Origin of the sequence: Geminicoccus flavidas, assembly GCF_009806515.1 — a bacterium.
Taxonomy (GTDB): domain Bacteria; phylum Pseudomonadota; class Alphaproteobacteria; order Geminicoccales; family Geminicoccaceae; genus Geminicoccus; species Geminicoccus flavidus.
Genome location: NZ_WUJP01000987.1, coordinates 1 through 6,626, shown reverse-complemented (window position 1 = coordinate 6,626; position 6,626 = coordinate 1). Strand labels below are relative to the sequence as shown.

The 6,626-nt window shown below is 69.1% G+C and carries 7 protein-coding genes and 2 pseudogenes; 2 read left to right on the top strand and 7 right to left on the bottom strand.

Going from position 1 to position 6,626, the window contains the following annotated elements; genetic code table 11:
• From EQG76_RS33750 to EQG76_RS28020, 7 genes and pseudogenes are all read right to left on the bottom strand, one after another.
• Nucleotides 1-94 (bottom strand): annotated as a pseudogene (locus EQG76_RS33750) (urease accessory protein UreG); the annotation flags it as partial.
• A complete protein-coding gene (locus EQG76_RS28045; protein ID WP_159718390.1) occupies nt 91-786 on the bottom strand; it encodes an urease accessory protein UreF in 696 nt (231 codons plus the stop codon). The gene EQG76_RS28045 and the pseudogene EQG76_RS33750, both read right to left, overlap by 4 nt.
• Nucleotides 779-1,228, bottom strand: a complete 450-nt coding sequence (locus tag EQG76_RS28040; RefSeq protein WP_159718388.1) for an urease accessory protein UreE — start codon at nt 1,226-1,228, stop codon at nt 779-781. The genes EQG76_RS28045 and EQG76_RS28040 overlap by 8 nt, the downstream gene beginning before the upstream one ends.
• 53 nt (nt 1,229-1,281) lie before the next feature.
• Nucleotides 1,282-2,994 (bottom strand): urease subunit alpha, encoded by a 1,713-nt coding sequence (gene ureC / locus EQG76_RS28035; RefSeq protein WP_159718386.1) that lies wholly within the window; start codon nt 2,992-2,994, stop codon nt 1,282-1,284.
• Nucleotides 2,994-3,302, bottom strand: coding sequence for an urease subunit beta (locus EQG76_RS28030; protein ID WP_159718384.1), 309 nt, complete (start codon nt 3,300-3,302; stop codon nt 2,994-2,996). Before EQG76_RS28030 ends, ureC begins: the two co-directional genes overlap by 1 nt.
• A gap of 76 nt (nt 3,303-3,378) precedes the next feature.
• Nucleotides 3,379-3,681 (bottom strand): urease subunit gamma, encoded by a 303-nt coding sequence (locus tag EQG76_RS28025; protein WP_159718382.1) that lies wholly within the window; start codon nt 3,679-3,681, stop codon nt 3,379-3,381.
• Nucleotides 3,682-3,790: 109 nt separating this feature from the next.
• Entirely contained in the window at nt 3,791-4,597 is an 807-nt protein-coding gene (locus EQG76_RS28020) for an urease accessory protein UreD (RefSeq protein ID WP_159718380.1), read from the bottom strand.
• A 179-nt stretch (nt 4,598-4,776) separates the two neighbouring features.
• Between EQG76_RS28020 and urtA the strand changes: the two genes are divergently transcribed.
• Nucleotides 4,777-6,063: an urea ABC transporter substrate-binding protein gene (urtA, locus tag EQG76_RS28015; RefSeq protein ID WP_159718378.1), complete on the top strand. Its 1,287-nt coding sequence runs from the start codon at nt 4,777-4,779 to the stop codon at nt 6,061-6,063.
• Between the two features lie 88 nt (nt 6,064-6,151).
• Nucleotides 6,152-6,626: pseudogene (locus tag EQG76_RS28010) on the top strand (urea ABC transporter permease subunit UrtB); the annotation flags it as partial.

Genomic DNA, 6,626 nt, shown 5'->3' with positions numbered 1-6,626 from the left:
CGCGCAGGAGCTTGCAGAGCTGCTCGGTGAGCGCGGTCTTGCCCGAGCCTACCGGCCCGCCGATGCCGACGCGCAATGGACCATGGCCACTCATGAACGGAACAACCTCGTGTACTGGGTTTCATGGGCGATCGACAGGAGGTCGATCATGGGCGCTGCCGGATAAAGGTCGCTCAGCGCGGTATCCGGCGCCCTGGCGGCGAGTTCGGCCAACAGTGGCTCCAGTGCGGCCGTGGCGCGCTGGCCGTCGGTCTGCCCCAGCGGCACGAGCCGCACCCCTGCGGAAATCAGGCAGGCGGCGAAGGCGGCGAGCTGGCCAAGGCATGCCTGTTCGGCCGGGATGCCATGGGCGGCAGCGGCGACACCCAGGACCACCGGCAGGGCCGGCATAATCCCGGACGTGACGGCAAGGCCTGCCAGGCGGTCGAGCTGCGGTGCCGGCCAAGCCGCGCGCAGGGTGCGCAGCGCGGCATCGCCCTGCATGCCGGTCTCGAGCGCCAGCTCGGCCGTGCCGCGCAGGGCGTGGGCCTGGTCGAGGAGCTCAGTCAGGCCAGCGGGGTCATCCGCCAGCGCGTGGGCACGCGCCAGGATCACCGCGTCGGCATATCCCGCGCCATGGCGGCAGGCCTGGCTCGCATAGGCCAGCAGCGAGCCCATGTCCCGCACCAGCCCTTCCTCGACGGCGGTCTCCAGGCCATGGCTGAAGGCGAAGCCGCCGATCGGGAAGGCCGGCGAGGTCCAGGCGAGCAGGCGCAGCAGGGCTGGCGCCGAACGATCCTCAGCCATGGTCGTGGTGGTGATAGGCGCCGCGTTCCGGGGAGAACGACACCACCAGCCGACGGGTGCTGCCGCCCAGGCCGTTCAGCATCGCCTCCAGCACGTGGTCCTGGCGGACCCGCAGCGCATCGGCGCGGATCTCGGTCGGCGTGTGGCGGTTGCCCAGATGCCAAGCGAGCCGCGCCAGATGGGCGCTGTCGCGGCCGGCCACCTCCAGCACCGGCTCGGCCGCGGCGACCACCCGGTACCAGCCGCCGAGCTCGCAGCGCAGCCCGTCGTCCTCCTCCAGCGCCACCGCGCGCGGCAGGTCGAGTAGCAGCTCGGCGCCCTGGTCGGACGTCAGCCGGACCCGGCGCCGGTGACGGTCGTCATAGGCCAGCGTCAGCGTGCCGACCTCCTCGTTCCTCGGCCATTCCCCCAGGGGAGCATGCTCTACCAGACGCCGTGCCAAGCCGACCTCGCGACAGTGAATGAAGATGGGAAGGGTGTGCCGGTCCCGGAGGCTCAGTACAGGAAATAACGCTGCGCCATCGGCAGCACCGCCAAAGGCTGGCAGGTCAGGAGCTCGCCGTCGGCGCGGACCTCGTAGGTCTCGGGGTCGATCTCGATCGCCGGTGTCGCATCGTTCAGCTTCATGGCCGCCTTGCCGATCCCGCTGCGGGTGTCCTCGACCGGCAGGCAGGTCTTGGCCAGCCGCAGCCGGTCCGGCAGGCCGGCCTCGATGGCCGCTTTGGACAGGAAGGTGACAGCGCTCTCGGTGCAGGCGCGCCCGAACGCGCCGAACATCGGCCGGGTATGGGTCGGCTGCGGGGTCGGGATCGAGGCATTGGGATCGCCCATCATCGCGACCGCGATCGTGCCGGATTTCAGCACCATGTCCGGCTTCACGCCGAAGAAGGCCGGCTTCCAGATCACCAGGTCGGCGAGCTTGCCGACCTCGACCGAGCCCACATGCCTGGCGATCCCCTGCGCGATCGCCGGGTTGATCGTGTATTTCGCGACGTAGCGCTTCACCCGCAGATTGTCGTTGGAACCGGTCTCGCCAGCCAGGCGGCCGCGCTGGACCTTCATCTTGTGCGCGGTCTGCCAGGTCCGGGTGATCACCTCGCCGACCCGGCCCATCGCCTGGCTGTCCGAGGAGATGATCGAGAGCGCGCCCAGGTCGTGGAGGATGTCCTCCGCGGCGATGGTCTCCTTGCGGATCCGGCTCTCGGCGAACGCCACGTCCTCCGGGATGCGCTTGTCCAGGTGATGGCACACCATGAGCATGTCGAGATGCTCGTCCAGCGTGTTCACCGTGTAGGGGCGGGTCGGGTTGGTCGAGCTCGGGATGACGTTGGCGAAGCTCGCCACCTTCATGATGTCCGGCGCATGGCCGCCGCCGGCACCCTCGGTGTGGAAGGTGTGGATCGTCCGCCCCTTGAACGCCGCGATCGTGTCCTCGACGAAGCCGCTCTCGTTCAGCGTGTCGGTGTGGATCAGGACCTGGACGTCCAGCTCGTCCGCCACGGTCAGGCAGCAGTCGATCGCGGCCGGCGTGGTGCCCCAGTCCTCGTGCAGCTTGAGCCCGCAGGCTCCCGCCAGCACCTGCTCGCGCAGGCCATCCGGCCGGGACGCGTTGCCCTTGCCGAACAGCCCGACATTCATCGGGAAGGCCTCCATCGCCTGGAGCATCCGCCCCAGATGCCAGGGCCCGGGCGTGCAGGTGGTGGCATTGGTGCCGGCCGCCGGGCCCGTGCCTCCCCCCAGCATGGTGGTCAGGCCAGAGTAGAGCGCATCGTCGATCTGCTGCGGGCAGATCCAATGGATGTGGACGTCGATGCCGCCGGCGGTGACGATCTTGTTCTCGCCGGCGATCACCTCGGTGCCGGGCCCGACCACAATGTCCACGCCCGGCTGGGTGTCCGGGTTGCCGGCCTTGCCGATCGCATGGATTCGGCCATCGCGCAGGCCGATGTCGGCCTTGATGATACCGGTCCAGTCGACGATCACCGCATTGGTAATCACCGTGTCGACCGCTCCCTCGGCGCGGGTCGCCTGGGACTGGCCCATGCCGTCGCGGATCACCTTGCCGCCGCCGAACTTCACCTCCTCGCCATGGATGGTGAAATCCTTCTCGACCTCGATGAACAGTTCGGTGTCGGCGAGGCGCACCTTGTCACCCACGGTCGGCCCATACATGCCGGCATAGGCTTGGCGGTCGATGCGATAGGCCATCAGTCGATCCCGCCCATGATCTCGCCCCGGAAGCCCTGCACCACCCGCCGGCCGCGCAGCGGCACCAGCGTCACGCTGCGGGTCTGGCCGGGCTCGAAGCGCACCGCCGTGCCGGCCGGGATGTCCAGGCGCATGCCGCGCGCCGCCTCCCGGTCGAACCGGAGGCCCGGGTTCGTTTCGTAGAAATGGTAGTGGGAGCCGACCTGCACCGGCCGGTCGCCGGTGTTGGCCACCTCGACCGTGACCACCGGCTGGCCGGCGTTCAGCTCGATCTCGCCAGGGGCGATGATGTACTCGCCGGGAATCATGAAGCCTCCGCGCCGGCCATCGTCCAGGAACCCGGATCCTGCCGGCCGGCTGCCGGATCCGATGGCGCGCACCGCATCAGCGAATCGGCTGATGCACGGTGACGAGCTTGGTGCCGTCCGGGAAGGTCGCCTCGACCTGGACCTCGTGGATCATCTCCGGAATGCCTTCCATGACCTGCTCCCGGGTTAGGACGCTGGCGCCATCCGCCACCAGGTCTGCGACCGAGCGGCCATCGCGGGCCCCTTCCAGGACATGGTCGGTGATGAGCGCGATTGCTTCCGGGTAGTTCAGCTTCACGCCGCGCTCCAGGCGGCGCCTGGCGACCATCGCGGCCACCGCCACCAGGAGCTTGTCCTTCTCGCGCGGAGACAGTTCCAAGGTAAGCCGCCCTCCCGAGCCTCGCTGCCGATGCCACCCGGCCCAGCAGCGGGGAAGCAACGCGTGTGCCAGCCATGTTCCGCCGATGGCCGGAAATGGCGTGGCTGGATCATATCGCCCAGAGCCGCGGGAGGCTCGCGGATTCGCCGAGCAGCACATCACGCCAAGCGCAGAGGGTGGCGGCCAGCGAGCGGCGGACGGCGAGCGGATCCGGGCCCAGGAGCCGGCCCACCAGGAGCCCGTTGACCGCCGTCACCCCGCCGCGCGCCGTCCCTTGGACCACCATCGCGGCGCGCGCGTTGGGCAAGGCCGCCGCCGCACCGGGGCCGGCCTGGACGATGGTGGCGAGCGCCCTGGCGCCGCCGCCAAGGGCCGGGGCGTCCAGGATCTCCAGGCAGGGCGGGGTGAGGCCGAAGCGCTCCATCCAGACCGGCCGGCCACCGATCCGCACCTCCCAGGCCTCGCGCAGCCGGGCGTTCTGCAGGAGTTCGCCACGCGCGACCCGCCCGAACACCAGCATCTCGGCGGCGAGCAGCCGCCCGCCGGGGTGGAGATCCACCTCCAGGAGGCGGTGAAGACAGGCCCCCTCGAACAGGATGGTTTCCTGCGGCACCCAGGTCAGGCAGGCGCCGGGACCGACACGGAGCGTCGTGCGCAGTTCCGCCACCGGCCCGGCGGAGCGGTAGACCTTCTCGGCCGCCTGGCTCGTGACCAGGGCGCGCGTGTCACGGCCGAGCGTGATCTCGACGGCCAGCCGGTCGCCACCGAGCACACCTCCGCCAGTGTTGACGACGACCGCGTCGGCTCCGTCCGTCTCCCGCGGGAACAGGGCACGCAGGGGGACTTCCTGCCGCAGATCAGCCAGCCGGCGGCTCCTGCCGCCGTCCCAGCCGATGCGCAGCAGGCCGCTGCGCAATCTTTCACCACCTGCCCCATCGGCAGGCAGAGGTGCTGGTCCGGCCTGCCGCAGGCCAGCAGTTTCGGCGCCACATCCCGTTTCGTAAGCGTTTCGCAACCGTGGCACCCATCTTGCTGCGGACATCCCCCAGACGGCCGGGGCGGCCGGTCGGGCAAAATTTTCGGGGGATCAACCAGATGAATTGGAGCTGCAGCAAGCGGCATCTTCTTGGCCTGTTCGCTGGGACCGCCATCGGCATCGCTGCTGGCCTCCCGGCCCTGGCCCAGGAGGAGACGATCAAGGTCGGCGTCCTGCACTCCCTGTCCGGCACCATGGCGATCAGCGAGACCACACTGAAGGACGTCATGCTGATGCTGATCGAGGAGCAGAACGCCAAGGGTGGCCTGCTCGGCAAGAAGCTGGAAGCCGTGGTGGTCGATCCGGCCTCCGACTGGCCGCTGTTCGCCGAGAAGGCCCGCCAGCTGATCGCGTCAGACAAGGTCGCCGCCACGTTCGGCTGCTGGACGTCGGTCAGCCGCAAGTCGGTGCTGCCGGTGTTCGAGGAGCTGAACGGCCTGCTCTTCTATCCCGTCCAGTACGAGGGCGAGGAAAGCTCGCGCAACGTCTTCTATACCGGCGCCGCGCCGAACCAGCAGGCGATCCCGGCGGTCGAGTACCTGATGAGCGAGGATGGCGGCGGCGCCACCCGCTTCGTGCTGCTCGGCACCGACTACGTGTATCCGCGCACCACCAACAAGATCCTGCGCGCCTTCCTCCACTCCAAGGGTGTCGCCGATGCCGACATCATGGAGGAGTACACGCCGTTCGGGCACAGCGACTGGCAGACCATCGTCACCCAGGTGAAGGCGTTCGCCAACGAGGGCAAGAAGACCGCGGTGGTGTCGACCATCAACGGCGACGCCAACGTGCCGTTCTACAAGGAACTCGCCAACCAGGGCATCAAGGCCGAGGACGTGCCGGTGGTGGCCTTCTCGGTGGGCGAGGAGGAGCTGTCCGGCATCGACACCAGCAACTTGGTGGGCCACCTGGCCGCCTGGAACTACTTCATGTCGGTCGAAACGCCCGAGAACGCGGCGTTCATCGAGAAGTGGCAGGCCTTCACCAAGAACCCGGAGCGGGTCTCCAACGACCCGATGGAAGCCCACTATATCGGCTTGCAGATGTGGGTGCAGGCGGTCGAGCAGGCCGGCACCACCGATGTCGACGCGGTGCGGCAGGCGATCATCGGCCAGAAGGCGCCGAATCTTTCCGGCGGTATCTCGGAGATGCTGCCGAACCACCACATCACCAAGCCCGTGCTGATCGGCGAGATCCAGCCGAACGGGCAGTTCGAGGTGGTCTGGGAGACCGACGATCTCGTGCCGGGCGATGCCTGGTCGGACTACATCCCAGAGAGCGCCAAGCTGACCGCGGACTGGACCTATCCGTGGGTCTGCGGCGGCTGCGAGAAGCCTTCCTTCTGATCCACTGACCGGACGCCTGCGCAGGCTTGCGGAAGCCTCCCCCGCAAGAGCGCGCAGGCCTTCCCGCCGACGCCCGGACGAATGCGAGATGCGGCTTTTCCTGCGTGTATGGCTGGCCTGCCTGATCCTGACGGCCCTGGGAACGGGCAGCGCCTTCTCCGCCTCTCTGTCCGAAGCGCCGGCGGGGCTCTCGCCCCGCAATTTCGGCGACACCAGCGACGCGATCGATGCGATCGCGGCCACCGGCGACCCCGCGGCGCTGACGATCCTCCAGGCGCTGGCCGACGGCACGCTGGAAAAGGCGGCGGACGGCCGGCTGGTGATCGTGACCGATTCCAGCACCACCGATGCGCTCACCGGCGAAGCGCTGGCCGAGCCGCCGGCAGGCAGCGCCAAGATCCGGCTGAACAACCGCCTGCGCACCCAATTGCGCGGTGCCATTGGCCAGTTCGGCCTGATCTCCCAGGATCCCGGCCAGCGCCTCGCCGCGGTGGACGCGCTGCTGAATGACCGCTCGCCCGAGGGGCTGAGCCGGCTGGAAGCGGCCCTGGCGAGCGAGCAGG